We start from the raw sequence: 799 nt of genomic DNA on the forward strand, positions 1-799 counted from the left end.
CAGTGTGCGCCGGGAGACCGGTTAGAGATCAAGGGGTGAAAGTCCCCGACCATTGAAGGACCAGCAATCCACAAGGTCCCCGAGTCATGCGTTGCATACCGCGAGGTATGGGGCGAAGCGTTGACAGGGGTGTTGACAGGCCAGCCATTGAGCCACGAAATGTATATTAAATTACCGGGTGCCGACGTTGTACTGTTAACGGAAGGCAACATCATAGGGTGCGATACTGCGAGTGCCACATGGACCCGGCGGGGTCTGAGACCCTGGCATGTCAATACGATCTCTACGCGGGAACCGGGAGATCTCCCCTCTGACCATCTGCCAGTGTCGGAGATGGCCCGCACCGGGAAGACGAGGAGTCATAGCCGGTGATGTACGGAGAGGAGAAGTCGGACTCGCTCATAGTAGCGGCGAAGCAGGCGAACAACCCGAAAGGAGCGGAGTCAGTGGAGCGAAGGAGCGGGGCCAAGGGGAACGCGGAACAGCCACACATGCGCCGGACACAGAGCCGGGAAAGCATGTCACAGAGGCTGTCACGCGTGCGGGAAGCTGCGAAGCAGCGGAAGAAAGAACGGTTTACAGCATTGTTCCACCTGCTGACAGTCGAAGCACTGGAAGCCGCATTCCTCTCCCTGAGCAGGAAAGCGGCCGCCGGAGTGGATGGCATCAGGTGGATGGACTACGCCGGAAACATGAAGAACAACATAACAGATCTGCACCGGAGGCTACATCAGGGCAGCTACAGGGCGCAGCCCGGCAGGCGTCACTACATCCCAAAAGCGGATGGAAAACAACGCCC

Annotated in this window: 1 pseudogene; it reads left to right on the forward strand. The window is 58.7% G+C overall.

Annotated elements, in window-relative coordinates:
* Positions 1-368: 368 nt before the first annotated feature.
* Positions 369-799, forward strand: a pseudogene (locus tag HMPREF9538_RS26390) (group II intron reverse transcriptase/maturase); the annotation flags it as partial.

Source organism: Klebsiella sp. MS 92-3 (assembly GCF_000195655.1).
GTDB lineage: Bacteria > Pseudomonadota > Gammaproteobacteria > Enterobacterales > Enterobacteriaceae > Klebsiella > Klebsiella pneumoniae.